The 16,216-nt window shown below is 69.7% G+C and carries 15 protein-coding genes; 6 read left to right on the top strand and 9 right to left on the bottom strand.

The window, feature by feature from the left end; genetic code table 11:
• Positions 1–21: 21 nt before the first annotated feature.
• Together LZ199_RS09040 and LZ199_RS09035 are read right to left on the bottom strand one after the other, a co-directional pair.
• On the bottom strand, positions 22–1,347 hold the full coding sequence (locus tag LZ199_RS09040) for a TerB family tellurite resistance protein (RefSeq protein ID WP_253993237.1): 1,326 nt from the start codon (positions 1,345–1,347) through the stop codon (positions 22–24).
• A 225-nt stretch (positions 1,348–1,572) separates the two neighbouring features.
• A complete protein-coding gene (locus tag LZ199_RS09035) occupies positions 1,573–2,409 on the bottom strand; it encodes a metal-dependent hydrolase (protein ID WP_253993236.1) in 837 nt (278 codons plus the stop codon).
• 239 nt (positions 2,410–2,648) lie between these two features.
• Between LZ199_RS09035 and LZ199_RS09030 the strand changes: the two genes are divergently transcribed.
• Positions 2,649–4,505, top strand: coding sequence for an HSP90 family protein (locus tag LZ199_RS09030; RefSeq protein ID WP_253993235.1), 1,857 nt, complete (start codon positions 2,649–2,651; stop codon positions 4,503–4,505).
• On the top strand, positions 4,505–5,623 hold the full coding sequence (locus tag LZ199_RS09025; protein ID WP_253993234.1) for a hypothetical protein: 1,119 nt from the start codon (positions 4,505–4,507) through the stop codon (positions 5,621–5,623). The genes LZ199_RS09030 and LZ199_RS09025 overlap by 1 nt, the downstream gene beginning before the upstream one ends.
• 37 nt (positions 5,624–5,660) lie before the next feature.
• Here LZ199_RS09025 and LZ199_RS09020 read toward each other — a convergent pair whose 3' ends face one another.
• The 7 genes from LZ199_RS09020 to LZ199_RS08990 all read right to left on the bottom strand — a co-directional run bounded on the left by LZ199_RS09020 (position 5,661) and on the right by LZ199_RS08990 (position 14,113).
• Positions 5,661–6,146, bottom strand: a complete 486-nt coding sequence (locus LZ199_RS09020; protein ID WP_253993233.1) for a hypothetical protein — start codon at positions 6,144–6,146, stop codon at positions 5,661–5,663.
• Between the two features lie 81 nt (positions 6,147–6,227).
• A complete protein-coding gene (locus LZ199_RS09015) occupies positions 6,228–8,630 on the bottom strand; it encodes a Tex family protein (RefSeq protein ID WP_253993232.1) in 2,403 nt (800 codons plus the stop codon).
• A gap of 45 nt (positions 8,631–8,675) precedes the next feature.
• Entirely contained in the window at positions 8,676–9,221 is a 546-nt protein-coding gene (locus tag LZ199_RS09010) for a GNAT family N-acetyltransferase (RefSeq protein WP_253993231.1), read from the bottom strand.
• A gap of 130 nt (positions 9,222–9,351) precedes the next feature.
• Positions 9,352–9,516, bottom strand: coding sequence for a class I lanthipeptide (locus LZ199_RS09005; protein WP_253993230.1), 165 nt, complete (start codon positions 9,514–9,516; stop codon positions 9,352–9,354).
• Between the two features lie 207 nt (positions 9,517–9,723).
• Positions 9,724–11,883: an alkaline phosphatase D family protein gene (locus LZ199_RS09000; RefSeq protein WP_253993229.1), complete on the bottom strand. Its 2,160-nt coding sequence runs from the start codon at positions 11,881–11,883 to the stop codon at positions 9,724–9,726.
• 242 nt (positions 11,884–12,125) lie between these two features.
• A complete protein-coding gene (gene recA, locus LZ199_RS08995) occupies positions 12,126–13,217 on the bottom strand; it encodes a recombinase RecA (protein ID WP_253993228.1) in 1,092 nt (363 codons plus the stop codon).
• Positions 13,218–13,333: 116 nt separating this feature from the next.
• Positions 13,334–14,113 (bottom strand): hypothetical protein, encoded by a 780-nt coding sequence (locus LZ199_RS08990; RefSeq protein ID WP_253993227.1) that lies wholly within the window; start codon positions 14,111–14,113, stop codon positions 13,334–13,336.
• A gap of 84 nt (positions 14,114–14,197) precedes the next feature.
• Here LZ199_RS08990 and LZ199_RS08985 point away from each other — a divergent pair, with 84 nt between their 5' ends.
• The 4 genes from LZ199_RS08985 to LZ199_RS08970 are packed head-to-tail and all read left to right on the top strand — an operon-like array spanning position 14,198 to position 16,201.
• Positions 14,198–14,800, top strand: a complete 603-nt coding sequence (locus LZ199_RS08985) for an RNA polymerase sigma factor (protein ID WP_253993226.1) — start codon at positions 14,198–14,200, stop codon at positions 14,798–14,800.
• Positions 14,797–15,273, top strand: coding sequence for an anti-sigma factor family protein (locus tag LZ199_RS46460; RefSeq protein ID WP_267145143.1), 477 nt, complete (start codon positions 14,797–14,799; stop codon positions 15,271–15,273). The genes LZ199_RS08985 and LZ199_RS46460 overlap by 4 nt, the downstream gene beginning before the upstream one ends.
• Complete coding sequence (locus LZ199_RS08975; RefSeq protein WP_253993408.1) at positions 15,270–15,764, top strand: DUF3106 domain-containing protein; 495 nt, start codon at positions 15,270–15,272, stop codon at positions 15,762–15,764. The genes LZ199_RS46460 and LZ199_RS08975 overlap by 4 nt, the downstream gene beginning before the upstream one ends.
• 26 nt (positions 15,765–15,790) lie before the next feature.
• Positions 15,791–16,201, top strand: a complete 411-nt coding sequence (locus LZ199_RS08970; protein WP_253993225.1) for a hypothetical protein — start codon at positions 15,791–15,793, stop codon at positions 16,199–16,201.
• Positions 16,202–16,216 lie beyond the last annotated feature (15 nt).

Below are 16,216 nucleotides of genomic sequence, written 5' to 3'. Positions count from 1 at the left end.
GCCCATGTCTTGCGTTGTCCCCTACCCCGCCTCGCGCTCCGGCCCGTAGTCCTCCGCGTCGTCCGGGAACGGCGCGGGCGCCTCATCCTGGAACGAGCTGGGCAGCAGGCTGAACGGCAACACCTTGGCGAGCGCGGCCAGCAACAGGAATCCCCCAGGCGCCGCGAAGATGGCGAGCGCCGGAATCGCCTTGGCCACGTCGATGAGCTGCGCGCGCATGCGGTGCCGCTCGTCCTCCGTGAGCTTCTGCCGCCGCGCCAGCTTCGTCACCAGCACCGCCAGGTCGCCCGTCTCGCGGACCTCCTGCATCAGCCGGTAGAAGTTCTTCTCCAGCGTCTCCTGCATGCCGGCGACCATGTCGTCGCCCATGGCGCTCGCCGCGTCCCTCACGGTGAACACGTCGACGATGGAGCGGTGGCGCGCGTAGAACTCCGCCATCTCCAGCTCCAGCCGCCGCAGCTCCTCCTTCGGCACATGCAGCGCGTCCGCCAGCTCGTCGATGAAGGCCCGCTCGCGCCGCGTGCGCCGCCCGTCCACCAGCGCCGCCAGCAGCGTCTGCTCCAGCAGGAAGTGCCGCATGTCCACGCTGCGCACCTGGCGCACCACGTCCCGCACGGAGCGCCGTCGCTCGAAAGACTGCTTCACCGCCACCTTCAGCTCGGACGCCATCGCCGCCGGCAGCCTCAGGTCCTCCACCTGCTTGAGGATGGCCCGCCGCGCGGGAGTGCCCGGCTGCCGGTCCACGCACGCCAGCCCCGTCAGCACATCCACCAGCAGCGCCTTCTGCTTCGCCGCGAAGTCCGAGCGCCGCCGCACCTGCTCCTTCAACAGCCGCCCGCTGGCGAAGTAGTCGATGGCCTGCCGACAGAACAACTGCGCATCCGCGTACTGCGCGCCGTTGTGCAACACCAACCCATACACCGGGTCCCCAGCCAGCGTGGGCTCGCGCTTGCGCAGCGCCGCCTCCACCTTCGCCGTCTGCCGCTTCGTCACCGGCTTGCCCGCCGCGAGCTGCTCGGCCAGCGTCGACGCCAGCTCCAGCTCCCCCGATAGCACCGAGAAGAGGACCAGGAGCTGCTCGCCCCGAGGCCCGGTCGGCGCGCCCACCTGCCGCGCCAGTTCCAGCGCCAGCGTCGCCAGCGTCCGCAGCACCGCGTGGAAGAGCTGGTCCTCCAGCGCCTGGGCCTGGAACTCCGTGTCCGGCCCCACCTCCAGGGACGCGGGAGGGTCCGCCGGAGTGCCGTACAAAAGCCCACTGGCGCGAAGGGTGCGCCGCAGGTACGCCCGGGCCCGAGCGCGGCCCGAGCCCAGCGGCAAGGCGGTCTCCTCCGAAGCGGGCGTGCCCATGTGAGCGGCGACCGCTTCATTGAGGAGCGGAGTGAGCCACCCCGCCTTGCTGAAATCCAACACCGGAACACCCCCGGACCCGCCCCATGACGGTCCGGCGGATGTAACCCACCCGCCTCCGGGATTCCACCCACCCCACGGGGGATTGACCGCCCGGAGTCAGCGGCACCAGAACCGGGACTTCTACGCCCCCGGAAGAGTGCCGCCCCGGACGAAAAACCCGACCTACAGCGCCGTGGACTTCCCGGGCTCCAGGTCCACGACTTTCGCCCCACCGCGCAGCTTCTTCAGCTCGCCCTTGAGCGCATCCGGCGTGCCCTGGAGCAGCGGGAAGGTGCCGTAGTGCATGGGGACAATCGTCTGCGCCTTGAGCAGCCGCGCCGCCTGCGCCGCCTCCGCGGGGCCCATGGTGAAGTGCCCGCCAATGGGCAGCATCGCCACGGTGGGCTTGAACTGGGTGGCGATGAGCTCCATGCCCCCGAAGGTGCCGGTGTCACCCGCGTGGTACAGGGTGGGACCCTTCTCGATTTGAATCACGTACCCGAGCGGCGCGCCCGCGTACTGCGACGGGCCCTTGGGGTCCGCCTGGTAGCTGCTGGAGTGCACCGCCTCCACCAGGTGGATGGTGGCGTCCTTCACCTGGAACGTCCCGCCCGCGTTGGCGCCCACCGCCTGCGCCTCCGGAAGACCCAGCAGGTTGACCAGCTCGAAGGAGCCGAACACCTTCGCGCCCGTCTTCTGCGCCAGCGCCTTCGTCTCGCCCACGTGGTCGAAGTGGCCGTGGCTGACGAGGATGGCGTCCAGCGCCTCCGGCTGCGCCGCGTCCTTGGGAGCCTTGGGGTTGGTGAGCCACGGGTCGATGGCAATCACCGCGCCGCCCGGGGTGCGGATGACGAAGGCCGCATGTCCCCACCACGTCACCTCCGTCTTGCCCTTGGCCGCGGCGGCCGGAGCCTTCGTGGCCTCCGCCTTCTTCGGCGCGGCGGCGGCGTCCTGCGCCTGGGCCTCTCCCGCGAACGTCAACAGCGCACCCACAGCGACTGCCACGAGCTCGTTCCGCATGGTTGGTTGTCCTCTCTCGGGTTCAAAGAATCACGACGTGACGCCGGAGTGCCCTCACGGCACGCCCCGGTCGAGCCGCCGCTTGGCACTGTCCGGGCGGCCATTCAAGGGCCTGTGCATGCCGCCTGCCCCGGGGACGACAGATGCCCCGGCCGCCGAGACGCCGCAATCTCGAAAAATATCCCCCAGGAGGTTCCTTCCCCGCCCGGGCCGTCCCGTGGGCTAACGTCGAGGCAGCCGTGGACCACCGATTCCAAGTCAGCCTCCGCGGGGTCATCGACCTCCTGTCCCACCACCTCTACAGCTCCCCGGGCGTCTACCTCCGCGAGCTGCTCCAGAACGCCACCGACGCCATCCGCGCCCGGCAGCACCTGGAACCGGAACACAAGGGCACCGTCCGCCTGGAGCTGGTGGAGAAACAGGACGGCGGGCCTCCCACCCTCGTCTTCAGCGACGACGGCGTCGGACTGACGGAAGAAGAAATCCACCGCTTCCTGGCCACCATCGGCGAGTCCTCCAAGCGCGAGGCCCTGGAAGACCGGCGCAAGGACTTCATCGGCCAGTTCGGCATCGGCCTCCTGTCGTGCTTCATGGTGTGCGACGAGCTGCTCCTGGTGACGCGCTCGGCGCGCGGAGACGGCCGCACGCTGGAGTGGCGCGGCCGGCACGACGGCACGTACGCCGTGCAGGTGTCCGAGCACCCGTTGGAGCGGCCGGGCACCCAGGTGTTCCTCGTCGCGCGCGCGGACATGGTGGAGTGGTTCGCCCCGGAGCGACTCCGACAGCTCGGTCGTCACTATGGCGGCCTGTTGCCCTTCCCCATCCAGCTCACCGTGGGCGCGGAGCAGGAGCGGCTGGATTTGGATGGCGCGCCCTGGCGCCGCGACTACGAGAGCGCGGGCGAGCGGCGCAAGGCGATGCTGGAGTACGGGCGCGAGGTCTTCGAGACGGACTTCATCGACTGCATCCCGCTGCGCTCGCAGGCGGGAGACGTGGACGGCGTGGCCTTCGTGCTGCCGGCGTCGCCCCACTTCAACGCCAAGCAGAAGCACCGCGTGTACCTGAAGCACATGCTCCTGTCGGAGAGCGCGGAGAACCTGCTGCCGGAGTGGGCGTTCTTCGTGAAGTGCGTGGTGAACGCCAACGCGCTGCGCCCCACCGCCAGCCGCGAGTCCTTCTACGAGGACGGCGCGCTCTCCCAGGCCCGCGAGGCGCTGGGCCACGGCCTGCGCAAGTACCTGGTGGACCTGGCGCACGAGGACCCGCGCGCGCTGCAGCGGCTCATCGGCCTGCACGGCTTGAGCATCAAGGCGCTGGCGCTGGACGACGACGACTTCTACCGGCTCGTCATCGGCTGGCTGCCCTTCGAGACGTCGCTGGGCGTGACGACGCTGGCGGAGTACCGGCGCGCGTACCCGGTGGTGCGCTTCACGGCGACGCTGGACGGGTTCCGTCAGGTGGCGCGCGTGGCGGGGGCGCAGGGGCTGTGCATCATCAACGCGGCGTACACGCACGACGCGGCGCTCCTGGAGAAGCTGCCGCACGTGGTGGAGGGCGCGCAGGTGGAGCCCTTCTCGGCAGCGGACCTGCCGCAGAGCTTCGAGGAGCTGACGATGGACGAGCGCGACGCGGTCTTCCCGCTGCTGCGCACGGCCGAGCAGGTGCTGGCTCCGTTCCACTGCGGCGTGGTGGTGAAGAAGTTCTTCCCGGCGGAGGTGCCCACGCTCTACAGCGCGGACGAGGAGGGCTCCTTCCGACGTGACGCCGAGCGCGCGCGGGACGAGTCCGACGACCTCTACGCCAGCGTGCTGGAGGGCGTCATGGCGGCGGCGGGCGGCGAGCCGGCGCAGCTGTGCTTCAACCTGCACAACCCGGTGGTGCGGCGGCTGGCGGCGGTGACGGACCGGACCATGATGAAGCTGTCGGTGGAGATGCTCTACGTGCAGGCGTTGCTCCTGGGCCAGCACCCGCTGAACGCGCAGGAGATGACGCTGCTCAACCAGGGACTCTTGGGGCTCATCTCCGCGCAGCTCGGCACGGGAGGCTCGGGCGGCCCGGAGAGTGACGGGGGCGCGGGCTCCGGAGGGCTGCACTGATGGCCGGGGACTGGCGCGAGGAGGCCCAGGCGCTGTGGGACCGGGCCGGCAAGCAGAAGTCCAGCGAGAGCAAGGTGAAGCTCTTGGAGGAGGCGGTGCGGATGGCCGACTCCCACGGCGACGTGGACCTGGGCTATCAGCTGCGCGACGACCTCATCGACGCGGCGACCTTCGGGGGCTACCCGGACAAGGCGCTGGTGGCCTTCGCGTGGTGCCGGGGCCAGCAGAAGAAGGACCCGGAGCGCTTCGAGCCGGAGGGCCTGCTCTGGAAGCAGAAGTGGGTGGTGGGGCGCATCAAGGAGTTCCCCCACATCTCCCGCAAGCAAATCACCGACGCGCTGGACGACATCGAGCAGTGCTTCACCAAGGTGGACGCTGGCAAGCGCTCGGTGCTGAAGCTGCGCTACCAGACGGCGCGGGACATGGGCGACGACGCGGCGGAGGTGGACCGGCTGTGGGCCGCCTGGCTCGCGACACCCCGAGACCACCTGACGGACTGCCGCGCGTGCGAGCTGGATGACGAGCTGGACCACCACGTCGAGACAGGTGAGTGGGAGCAAGCGCTGCGCAAGGCGAAGCCCATCCTGGAGGGGCGGGTGAGGTGCGCGGAGATTCCGCACCTGACGCTGGGCACGCTCCTGTATCCGCTGTTCAAGCTGGGCGAGCTGGAGCGGGCGGCGGAGATGCATCGCCGGGGCTACAGCCTGACGTCGAAGAACCGCGACTTCCTGGCCACCATGGGTGACCACCTCGAGTTCCTCGCGCTGACGGGCAACCTGGCGCGGGGACTGGCCCTGCTGGAGAAGCACCTGGAGTGGACGCTGGACCACGGGAGCTTCAACGACCGCTTCATCTTCCTCGTGGCGGCCACGTTCCTGCTGGAGCGCGTCAAGGCCGCGGGAGACCGGGACGTGGTGAGCCTGCGGCTGACCAAGGCCTTCCCCGAGCACCGCGCCGACGGGGGCTATGAGGTGAAGGCCCTGCACGCGTGGATGCTCAAGCAGGCCAAGGACATCGCCACGCGCTTCGACACGCGCAACGGCACGGACCGCTACGCGCGCAGGCTCGCGCGAATCCAAAGGCTCGCGGAGGAAGTGCGCGAGTTCCCGCTCGATTGACGCGGAAGGCGTGACGCGGTTCCGCCTCGCGAGTGACTCAGGACTTCGGCGGAACCTCGAGCCGGTAGGTCAGCTGGCGCCAGCGCGGGTCCTCGAAGTGCCCGGGCTCCACGTAGGGGTCCTTCGACGCGGCCACGGACACGCCCTGGTGGCGCACGAGGGCGACGAGGGGCTCGATGATGTGGGTGGCCGGCTCGAAGCAGAGCGTCCATCCCGGCCAATAGGGCGCGAGGGAGGGCAACACCTCGTCTGGCGTCCAGCGCTCGCGGTCCGAGCCCAGGAAGCCCCCACTGCAAATCACCTCCGTGCTCCCGATGAGGGTGAGCGTGCGACGGTCCAGGTCGAGGATGGCTCCCGCCAGGATGTCTTCGATGGACCTCGAAGACGACCCACCTTCAGCCTCGCGGAGCGAGGCCTCTGGCCCGTTCGTGAACATCCGGCGCAGCACCGTGGCCCCCCACCTGTGGTGGAAGATGCGGGCCTGCCCCTCCTTCACGACGATGATATCCGCGCGGTCACTCATCGCGCCCGCCTTACAGTTGTAACTCGATGAGCGCAAGCATCCGGAGCGGTGGGCCGGATGCCACGCGGAGACAGCGACAGGTCAGCGCTTGAGGTTCTTGAACGGGTTGTTGAACGGCTCGGGGCCCTTCTTGTCCTTGTCGCCACCGCCCGAGCCCGGCCGCTGTCCTCCGGACGGAGCTCCCGCTCCCTGCCCGCCCGGCCGCGCACCGGAAGCCCCCTTGCCGCCGCCACCCGGGCCCGAGGGCCGTGCTCCGCCTCCACCCCGGTCCGTCATCCGCCCCGCCCCCGACGCGCCTCCCACGGCGGGCCTGCCCGAGGGCTGCGGCGCCCCACCCTCCTGCACCGCGCGCACCGACAGCGCCAGGCGCTTGCGCTGCAAATCCACGGTGAGCACGCGCACCGTCAGCCTGTCCCCCACCTTCACCACCTCGGAGGGGTCCTTCACGAACTTCGTCGAAATCTGCGACACGTGCACGAGGCCATCCTGGTGCACGCCCACGTCGACGAAGGCGCCGAACGCGGTGACGTTCGTCACCACGCCCTGGAGCACCATGCCCTCCTTCACGTCCTCCAGCGTGCGCAGGTCATCGCGCATCACCGGCGCGGAGAAGTCGCCGCGCGGGTCCCGGCTCGGCTTCTCCAGCTCCGCGAGGATGTCCTTCAGCGTCATCTCGCCCAGGTCCGGGCCCAGGTAGCGCTTGGGGTCAATCTGGCGCACCAGCGTCGCGTTCCCCACGAGCGAGCCCACCTCCACGCCCAAATCCTTCGCCATGCGCTCCACCACCGCGTAGCGCTCCGGGTGCACCGCGCTCGCGTCCAGCGGCTCCGGCCCTCGCACGCGCAGGAAGCCCGCCGCCTGCTCGAAGGTCTTCGGCCCCAGCCCGCTCACCTTCAGCAGCTCGCGCCGCGTGGTGAAGCGCCCCTTCGAGGCCCGGTGCGCCACCAGCTTCTTCGCCAGCGACGGCCCCACGCCGGACACGTGCTCCAAGAGCTGCGGTGACGCGGTGTTCACATCCACGCCCACCGCGTTCACACACGAGTCGACGACTTCGCCCAGCTTCTTCTTCAGAAGCCCCTGGTCCACGTCGTGCTGGTACTGCCCGACGCCAATGCTCTTCGGGTCTATCTTCACCAGCTCCGCCAGCGGGTCCTGCAAGCGCCGGCCAATGGACACCGCGCCGCGCAGGCTGACGTCCAGCTCCGGGAACTCGTCACGGGCCACCTCGGACGCGGAGTAGATGGACGCGCCCTGCTCGCTCACCGACACCACCGGCACCTGCGAGCCCAGCGCCTTCAGCGTGTCGCGCACGAAGGTCTCCGCCTCGCGGCTGCCCGTCCCGTTGCCGACCGCAATCAGCTCCGGCTTGTGCTTCTGCACCACGGCGGACAACAGCTTCGCCGCGCGGACGCGTTCGTCGGCGCTGCGCTCCGAGTAGAGCGTCACCGTCTCCGCCACGCTGCCCGTGTTGTCCAGCATGGCCAGCTTGATGCCCGTGCGCAGGCCCGGGTCCAACGCGAGCACCGCGCGCGCGCCCGCGGGCGCCGTGAGCAGGAGGTGCCGCAGGTTCTCGCCGAAGACACCAATCGCGCCCTTGTCCGCGCGCTCCTTCAGCTCCGCGCGCAGCTCCGACTCCAGCGACGGCCCGAGCAACCGGTCCCAGCTGTCATCCACCGCGGCGCGCAGCTCCGAGGCGAACAGGGCCTGCGGCCTCGTCACCACGCGCCCGCCGAGCAGCGCCTTCACCTCGTCGTCCGGCATGTTGAGCTTCACCTTCAACACGCCCTCCTCCTCACCGCGCAGGAGCGCCAGCACGCGGTGCGACGGGGCCTGGGACAGCGGCTCCTCGTGGCCGTAGTAGTTCTCGAACTTGGTGGGCTCGCCCTTCTTCGCGGGCACCACGTCGGAGCGCAGCGTGCCCCGCTTCGCGCACACCTCACGCGTCGCCCGGCGCAGGCCGGCGTCCTCGCTCACCCGCTCCGCGCAGATGTCGCGCGCGCCCGCCAGCGCCGCCGCCAGGTCCGGCACCTCCTTCTCCGCGTTGACGAAGGGACGCACCTTCGCGTCCGCGTCCTCGCCCTTCTTCCCCTCCTGCTTCCACAGGAGGTCCGCCAGAGGCTCCAGCCCGCGCTCCCGAGCAATCGCCGCGCGCGTGCGGCGCTTGGGCTTGTACGGAAGGTACAGGTCCTCCAGCTCGGTGCGCGTCTTCGCCGCCTTCAGCGCCTTCGCCAGCTCCGGCGTCAGCTTCCCCTGCTCTTCGACGGAGCGGAGAATCGTGTCGCGGCGCGAGTCCAGCTCGGTGCGCTCGGAGGCCTTGTCGAGGATGGTCTGGATTTGGACTTCGTCCAGGCCTCCTGTGACTTCCTTGCGATAGCGCGCGATGAAGGGAACGGTGGCCCCGTCGGCGTTCAGCGCCAGGGTGCGGTCCACCTGCTCGGGCCGGAGGCCCAGCTCCTGCGACAACTCAGCGGCGTAGGCGTGCATGACGCCACTTCTATAACCCGGTCCCCACGCCGCTCCCAGCGCACGTCACCCGCGCTGTCGAGACTCCCACTCAGCGCGCAACAATCCCCAATATTGCTGGTCCTTGCGCTCCCCGCGCAGCACGGAGTGCCCGCGCATCGTCCCCTCCAGCGTGAAGCCCAGCTTGCGCGCCACGCCCTGGGAGCCCAGGTTCTCCGACAGCGTCGTCAGCCACACCCGCTCCAGGAAGGGCAGGCTGAAGAGGCACTCCAGCATCATCCCCACTGCCCGCGAGCCCAGCCCGCGCCCGTGGTACGCCTCCGACATCATGTAGCCCAGCTGCGCCCGGCCATGCTCCCGCGACACGTCCCGCGCGGACACCGTGCCCACCCACGCGTCGCCGTACCGCACGAACCAGCGAAACCCCTTCGCCCGAGGCTCCTCCAGCGAGCTGGCCTCCAGGATGCGCTTCACCAGCGACTCCGGAGAGTCCTCCTCGGTGTCCACGTAGCGCCGCGCGGCGGCCTCCGCACGGAGCGACATCCAGAAGTCCACATGCTCGGGCCGGGCGGGAACAAGGAGGAGGTCCGAAGCCGGAGAGCCAGTCGTCATGGCCCGACTTCTAACGCATTCCACCTGGGAGGACCGCTTCAGCGAAGCGCCCCACGCCCCGCCGGAGAGCCGCCGACCGGGAGGCCAGCGGCGCTCTTGCCTCGAAGGGCCCTACGGCGTCACCACGACCTCAGTCGGTCGTTTCGTTGATGATGGTGATGACGATGATGGTGGCGATGGGGATGGTCGGCGTAATCCCGCCCACGGCGCCCTCGAGCTGTCCCAGCTGATGCGTGTCCAGGGTGCGAAGCGTTTCCTTCTTCAGCGACAGCTTCTTGGTGCTTTGCGCAGTCATGGCTTCTCCGAATCCCGATGAATGCAACCCACCGCACCGAGCCACCTGGCTCGGCCTGTCATCAGGTTAGACGGACGCCACATCCCGCACACCTGGGTGCAACGGCACTCACGCCCGAGACACAGCGAGGGCCGCCACCAGAAGCGTCATCGCCCCCGGCGCGGCCCTCGTCACCTCCCTCGCATGGCGAGGGTGCGTGTCACGGAATCAGAGCTTCGTAATCGTCCCGTTCTCGATGCGGAAGTCCACGCGGGTGAACTTCGCCGCCAGGTCGCCGTCGGCGCGCACCGAGTAGTCCTTCGCCACCTCGGAGCTGGGGATGAGGTGGTAGGACGCCAGCGCCTGCGAGCCCTTCAGCTCCATCACCACGAAGCCGTGCGCGTCGCCGTTCACGTAGCGCATGCCCGGGTTGGAGGCCATCAGCGACTCGTTCAGCTCGGTGACGACGTACCGGTAGATGGGGCTGTTCGGAGCGTAGCCCGCGCCGATGACGGCCAGGCCCGCCAGCTCCTTGATGGAGCCTGACGTAATCGCGGGCGCCGTCAGCGTGGGCACCCCCGACTCCTCCGACGCGAACGACGCGTGGATGTCGCCGGAGATGAACATCGCGTTCGACACCTGGTTGTCCCGGACGAACTTCAGCAGCTCCTGCTTCTTCGTGGGGAAGCCGTCCCACTGGTCCACGCTGAAGTAGAACGCCTGCCGCAGCGTCGCCTCGCCGATGTCGGGCTTCTGCGTCAGGTCGAACACCATGGACGTCATCGACACGGAGCTGACGACAATCTTCCAGGTGTTGGTCGCCCGCAGCTGCGTCTGGAGCCACGCCTGCTGCGCCTGGCCGAGCACGTCCTCCGACGCTCCCGCCGACGCCCTGTAGGTGAGCGCCGAGAACAAGTCGTAGATGGGCTTCACCACGATGTAGCGCGAGCCCTGGATGCCGAACAGACCCGCCTTGCCCATGTGCACGTAGGCCAGGCCCCGGGGCGCGCCCGCCGCGGAGAGCAGCGGAATCAAGGGCAGCTGCGCCGCCGCGCGCCCGGTGTTCACCGCCGTCAGCACCTGGTTGACGTAGAACAGCGACTGCCCGCCCTTCACCCAGAACGCGGCCTTCGCCGAGGCCTCCTCCTGGGTAAGGCCCGCGCCCATCGCCTGCTGCACGTACACGCCCTGCAACACCGCCTTCTGCGTGGCGTTCTCCGCCGCGTCGATGTCCACGTAGGCGAACGTCTCCGTCTGGAGCAGCGCCTGCACCTGCGCGGGCAGGGTCGGCAGCGCCAGGCCCAGCAGCTGCGCGGGCACCGCCACCTTGCCCGGGTACGCGTCCTCGGGGATGGGGTGGTCCGGACGGAAGGTGCGGTAGTCGGCCACCGCCAGCTTCAGCGCCTTGCCGAACTCGAAGTCACGGTAGACGAGCGTGTTCGGGTACACCGGCGCCGCCGCCGGGTCCATGGCGCCTTCCGCCGCGTTCGCGGCGTCCAGCGGGATGTACTCGAAGAAGGCCCGCTCGGAGTTCTGCTTGCGCTCCAGTTGCAGCTCCGGCGCGCGCCCGTCCAGGTACGTGGCGTTGGCACCCCAGCTGTCGTCGGAGAACTCGTGGTCGTCCCAGATGACGATGAACGGGTAGCGCTCGTGGACCTTCTGGATGACCTTGTCCGTGCGCAGCGTCTTGTAGAGGTCGCGGTAGTTGGACAGCGAGTTGGCCGCGAAGAACGCCGTCAGCCCCACGCCCACCTTCAGCGCCTTCTCCGGCTCGCTGAACACCACCGCCCGCGTGTCGCCGCCGGACTGGAAGGACGGGTCACCCGTCGTCTCGTAGACGTAGTCACCGAGGAACACGACGAAGTCCAGGTCCTCGTCGAGCTGCAGCAACCGCTGCCACGCGTTGTAGTAACGGCCGATGTAGTCCTGGCAGCTGGCGAAGGCGAACTTCACCGCCACGTCGTCCCCGGCCGCCGGCGCCGTGCGGGTGCGGCCCGTCGCCGTCGTGTACTTCTGTCCGCCCGTCTCGAAGGTGAAGCGGTAGTAGTACGTCGTGCGCGGCGACAGGTTCGTCACCTTCACCTTCAGCGCATGGTCATTGGCCGCCAGCGCCGAGAAGCTCCGGTCCAGGAACAGGCTGCCGAAGTTCTCGCTCGTCGACACCTCCAGCCGCACCGGCGTGTCCGCGCCCGCGTTGTCGGGGTTCACCGCGCGCACCCACAGCACCACGCTGTCCGGACGTGGGTCACCCGAGCAGATGGACTGGGGGAAGTACTTCGAGCCGTCATTGGACGGCGTGTCGTTGTCGTCGGAACAGCCGAACGAGGTGCTTGCCGCGACGGCGACCACGGCCTGCAGGAAGCTGCGACGCTTCAATCTGTCGAACAAGGCGGGACTCCCGAAATGGGGACGCGGGTGAAGGACCCGCGCGCGAGAGTCTAAGGCGCCCATCCATCACTCCGGAAACATCCCCGCCACACGTCCGACACAACGCACCGTGTCAGCTACCGGGCGCCGCAGCTGACTCACGCCATGCGCATGAAACACGACGGGGCTGCCCTCGGTTGGAGAGGACAGCCCCGGAACGGCGTGTCGAGCGGCGGCTCAAGAGGAGCCACCGTCTCACCGACTCACTTCACGGCCTTCACGCGCGGGCGCTTCTCGGTGGCGGCCTCGGCGGGTGCCTCCTCCGCGGCGGGAGCGGCGGCGCCACCCGGGCCCTTCGCGATGCCGTACTTCTCCAGCACGCGCGCCTCGATCTCCTTGGAGATCTCCGGGTGCTCACGCAGGTAGTCCTTCGCGTTCTCACGGCCCTGGCCGATGCGCTCTCCGTTGAAGGAGAACCAGCTGCCGCTCTTCTCCACGATGTTGTCGTTGGAGGCCAGGTCGATGAGGTCGCCCTCACGGGAGATGCCCGAGCCGTACATGATGTCGAACTCGACCTCCTTGAACGGAGGGGCCACCTTGTTCTTCACGACCTTCACGCGGGTGCGGCTGCCCACCACGTTCTCGCCGTTCTTGATGGCGCCGATGCGGCGGATGTCCATGCGCTGGGACGCGTAGAACTTCAGCGCGTTGCCGCCCGTCGTCGTCTCCGGGTTGCCGAACATCACGCCAATCTTCATGCGAATCTGGTTGATGAAGATGACGCACGTCTGGCTCTTGGAGATGGTGCCCGTGAGCTTGCGCAGCGCCTGGCTCATGAGGCGCGCCTGCACACCCATGTGCGCGTCGCCCATCTCGCCCTCGAGCTCCGCCTTGGGAACGAGCGCGGCCACCGAGTCCACCACCAGCACGTCGATGGCGCCCGAGCGCACCAGCATCTCCGTGATTTCCAGCGCCTGCTCACCGGTGTCCGGCTGGCTCAGGAGCAGGTCGTCGGTGCGCACGCCCAGCTTGCGCGCATAGCCCACGTCCAGCGCGTGCTCCGCGTCCACGTAGCCGCAGATGCCACCGCGCTTCTGCGCCTCCGCGACGATGTGGAGACACAGCGTCGTCTTGCCGGAGGACTCCGGTCCGAAAATCTCGACAATTCGGCCCTTCGGCACGCCGCCCACGCCCAGGGCGATGTCCAGGGAGATCGAGCCCGTCGAAATGGCCTGGACGTCGTGCACCATGGGCTCGTCGTTGCCGAGCCGCATGATGGAACCCTTACCGAACTGGCGCTCCACGGCGGACATCGCCAGCTCGATCGCCTTTTCCTTCTCCTGATTCACGGCCATTTCCCTTGGCTCCTTGTATTGGCGAGCCACCCCGGCTCACCTGAACGCGCTTTTAGTACGCGATGGGTAGACCCTAGTCCACCCCTCTGACATCCGTGTTGCATCCTGTCGGGCAGCTAGCTCTCGCGGAGGGCAGCCAGGAGGACGGCCACACCCCCTGCCACACCCGCCCACAGTGCGCCGGAGTGGCCCGCCGACCCCAGGGCCAGCAGCAGCCCGAAGCCCGACACGAGGGCCAGCAGGCCCAGGCCCAGGCGGTACACGGGACTGCGAGGAGGGGCAAGCCACAAGGCCATCATGGCCAGCACGCCCAGGCCCACCTGCAAGGTCACCGTGCCTTCGACCACGCCCGGCCGCAGCAGCTCTTCAATCACCTGGGCCAGCACTCCGCCCGCGAGCACCGTGGCGGGCACTCCAGGCCCGAAGTCGAAGCGGCCCGCCTGGCCGCCGCCGGACCGGGCCGCGGCGTTGGCGCGCAGGTGCTTGAGGTCGTCGGGCTCCACTTCCAGGGCATAGGGGAAGCCCAGGGACAAGAGCGACTCCACCGCCACCGCGCGGCAGGAGCGCCCCTCGGCGTCCACCAGCCCGTCCAGCCTCCCGCCGTCGAGGAGCCGGTGCAGGGTGTCCGCCACCTGCCGCTCCCCGCCGCCGCTGGCCAGCTGCGCCAGGACTTCATTGAGCCGCGAGGCGGCCTCGGGCCGGTCCGCCTCGGAGGCCCCCACGGCCTGCTCCACCCTCACCAGCACGGGCAGGGGCAGCTCCACCGGGGGCGTGGGGCGGCTGGCCGCCTCGGACGGAGCCGGAGCCCACGCGGCGAGGTCCGCCAGGCGCTCTTCGCCCGGGCCCTCGTCGGGCCGGGGGATGGGAGCATGTGTGCTGCGCGTGGCGTCCGACACCCGGAGACTGTATCCACGGAGGCGGGCGCGGTTCAAAGCGACGCTGACCGCAACTTCTTCTGGGTGACGGGGTTGTAGTCGACCGTGGACGTGGATTCGGACGCACAGGCGATGCTGAAGGTGGCCGCGGGGGACCGTCGGGCGTTTGCCTGGCTGTTCGACCGCTACCACGCGAGCGTGGCGCGGTTCGCCTTCCGCTTCGTGGGCGACAGGGAGCGGGCGGAGGAGCTGACGCAGGACATCTTCGTGAAGCTCTACCGCAACGCGAAGGCGTACCAGCCGACGGCGCGCTTCAAGACGTTCCTGTTCCGGGTGGCCACCAATCACTGTCTCAACGAAGTACGGCGCGGGGAGTACCGCGTGGCCCACACGTCCTCCGAGGCACCGGACGGGGAGGAGACGGGAGGCGTGGAGATGGCGGGGCCGGACGGCGACAGGCCGGACCAGGCGCTGGCGGGACGGGAGCTGGAGCGGGCGGTGGGAGACGCGCTGCGGAGCATGAGCGACAGGGAGCGCGCCGCCTTCACCATGTGCCGCTTCGAGGGCATGGCGTACCGGGACATCGCGGAGGCGCTGGAGGCCAGCGAGTCCGCCGTGAAGAGCCTCATCCACCGCGCGACGCTGGCGGTGGCGCGCAGGATTGAAGAGCTGCAGGCGGGCACCGTGCCCGCGAGGAGCAGGGGATGAGCTGTCATTTCGAGGAAGACCTCACGGCCTACGTGGACGGCGAGCTGCCCGCGGCCCGCCGCGTGGAAGTGGAGGCCCATCTGGGCGGCTGCACCGGGTGCCGCGCGACGGAGGCACTGCTGCGCCACACGGTGGCGAGGGTGGCGGAGCTGCCGGACTTCGTGCCCTCCGTGAATACGAGGCGCGCGGTGCTGGCGAAGCTGGATGCGCTGCCGGTGCCGTGGTGGGAGCGGCTGAGGACGCTCTTGCGCCCCGGGGTGCTGGTGCCGTCGGCGGGCCTGGCCGTGGCGGTGGGGCTGGCGCTGGTGGTGGTGGGACCGGGCCCCGAGGCGCCCGAGGAGTTGGAGGACCCGGCGGTGATGGAGCTGGCGGCGAACCTGGAGCTGGTCGAGGACTACGAGCTGTTGGGGCTCGACAGCCCCGAGGACCTGGAGGTCGTCGCGAGCCTCCACGAGCTGGAGGTGGCGCAATGACGGGCCGGACGTGGATGGCGCTGGGCCTGGTGGCGGCGCTGCTGACGGGCACGGGCGCCCGCGCGGAGACGGAGCGCCCGGCCACGGCCGCCGAGCGCTTCGAGAAAATGACGCCGGAGCAGAAGGAGGCGCTGCGCGGGAAGCTGCGTGAGTTCAAGTCGCTGCCCCGCGACGAGCAGACGCGCATCCGGGGCAACCTGGAGCGCTGGCGCAAGCTGCCGCCCGAGGAGCGCGAGCGGCTGCGCGCCAACCAGCGCGAGCTGCGCAAGCTCAACGCCGCCGAGCGGCAGGCCCTGCGCGAGCAGGCCCGCGAGCTGAGGAAGATGGACCCGGAGCGGCGCACCCAGATGCGCCAGCGCATGAAGGCGTATCTGAAGGAGAACCCGGAGCGGCGCGAGCAGCTGATGGAGAACATGCGCCGCTGGCGGCAGATGACGCCGGAGCAGCGCCAGGAGATGCGGGAGCGCGTTCGCGAGAGGCGGCGCCGGTGAGGCCCGCCGCGCAGCTGGTATTTTTCATGGCGCTCGTGGCGGCCCCGCTCGCCGCCGCGAGTTCGGCGCCGACGACGGAGCGCGACTCGGGCCGCCGCGTCGGCATCGCGCTCGCCGACGCGAGTCCGGTGCCGACGATGGAGCGTGACTTGGGCCGCCGCGTCGGCATCGCGCTCGCCGCCTCCCCGCGCGCGGGTCCCACTCCCGAGCAAACCGACACCCCGCGAGCCCTGGGCGCGGGCCAGTCCGAGACGCCTCGCACCGAGGAAACTCCCCTCCCCCCGGGCCCCGCCAGGACTCCGGCCCGCGAGCCCTCCCGGCCCACGACGACCCTGTCCGAGGAGGATCGCGAGGTGGTGGAGAACCTGGAGCTCTTGGAGAGCATGGACGCCGCCGAGGACCTGGAGCTGCTGATGGAGCTGTCCCAGCAGGACTGAGCAGCCCCCTCACGC

This window comes from Myxococcus qinghaiensis (assembly GCF_024198215.1).
Lineage (GTDB): Bacteria > Myxococcota > Myxococcia > Myxococcales > Myxococcaceae > Myxococcus > Myxococcus qinghaiensis.
Note: the sequence above shows the minus strand (reverse complement) of the source record. Positions and strands in the feature narration are given on the sequence as shown.